The 1,481-nt window shown below is 62.9% G+C and carries 1 protein-coding gene; it reads right to left on the reverse strand.

What is annotated here, in order from left to right; genetic code table 11:
• Positions 1-11 precede the first annotated feature (11 nt).
• Positions 12-1,361: an IS4 family transposase gene (locus AWB78_RS42520; RefSeq protein ID WP_062613291.1), complete on the reverse strand. Its 1,350-nt coding sequence runs from the start codon at positions 1,359-1,361 to the stop codon at positions 12-14.
• Positions 1,362-1,481: the final 120 nt, after the last annotated feature.

The raw sequence follows: 1,481 nt of genomic DNA on the forward strand, positions 1-1,481 counted from the left end.
AGGCCATCGGCTTATACAGAAGTGTCGGCGTTTCCGTAGCCACGTAATGCTCGTAGCGTCTTAGCCGCGACATGAACCTCTCTGAGTCCAAGCCAGATGGCTTTCGCGCCGGGCTCGCCATCGCCTTTGCGGCCAAGGAAACCGCCCAATTGCGCGATCAAGCGAAGCACCTCGTTGAGCCTGGGCTTGGCCGGCTGCCTGGCCTCAGTGAGCAGGTACGCGCCGCGAATTTCGTCGACATCGAAGAACAGCTCTGCGTCCAGGTCCGGACAAGTGCGGCCCAGCCGCATCAGATAGGTCACGCGCCAAGCCACCACAAGGAACAGCGCCAACGCACGCTCGAGCCGCTCGATCGTGCCCAACTGCAGGGCTTCGACGCGGCAACCGTTCTTCAACACATTGAACAGGATCTCTACTTCCCAGCGAGCTCGATACCAGTCAATGAGTTCAATGGCCTGCTGCAACGTCGTCGCTTCCCGGTTAGTCAGCAAGCGCCATTCGATCGGCTTGACGCCGGCGGGCGCGTCGAACTCGCGCGCCACCAGGCACGTGGCCGCGACGCTTTGGCCTTTGCCCGCAGGCAACTCGATACGCCGCAGCCACACATGCTGGCGCACTTCGCGGGCCTTCACCCCGTGGCGCGAGCCCATCGTGAAGGCTATCTCGCCGAGCGGTTCGCCTTCGCTCGCAGCGCTCCACAGTTTCGCGCCTTCTGGCAGTGCGCGATCATGGGTCGAACGAATCAGCCAGTCCGCTGGCGTGCCCAACTGCTGCGCGCGCACCATCAGCGCAATCATGTCCGCCTCGCGATCAGCGACGTACACCAATCGCGTGTGCGGCAGGCTCGGCGCAGCTTCCGCGATTCGTTCGTACCCCTCGATCCAGCGCAGGCTTTCCTTCAGGCCGCCACGTTTGCCTTGCTTGTCCTTCGCCTCGCGCGCCCACATCCACGCGTCCAGTACGCCCAGCGGCATTCGCTCGGGTGTCACCGCGTAGGTCGGGTGCAAGTACATACCGCGCTGCGCCTCGTACGACAGCGGTCCAAGCCCCGCGGTGCTGCGGCCATTGAAGTCCAGCTCAGTCGTGTCTTGCAGACACAGCACCACCTGGTGTGCTGCCATACGCTGCTGGGTCTGCCGCCAGTGCGGCTCCAGAATGGTGGCCCATTCGACCTCCTCGTTATCGAAGAAGCGGTATGCCGCTATCGTCTCGCCCCAGCCGCGACAGGCCTGCGGCACGCCGGCCGTTGGCTTGGCCGCCAATCGTTCCATCAATGTCCTCGCTCGCTTATTCAGGCGCGCGTCGCCGAGGTCGAGGTGGGCGAATTCCGTTTCCGTCCAGCAAGTCGTGTCCAGGGCCAAGGCGTTCACGCAAAAAGCGAGAGTAAACGCGATCCGCCGAAAGCGCAGCGCTATGTCATTGAAAGTAAACGCGTCTTTCCGAGTTCGAGGACGGCGCACGAAGATGTGTATAAGCCGATG

This window comes from Caballeronia calidae, assembly GCF_900044055.2.
GTDB classification, from domain to species: domain Bacteria; phylum Pseudomonadota; class Gammaproteobacteria; order Burkholderiales; family Burkholderiaceae; genus Caballeronia; species Caballeronia calidae.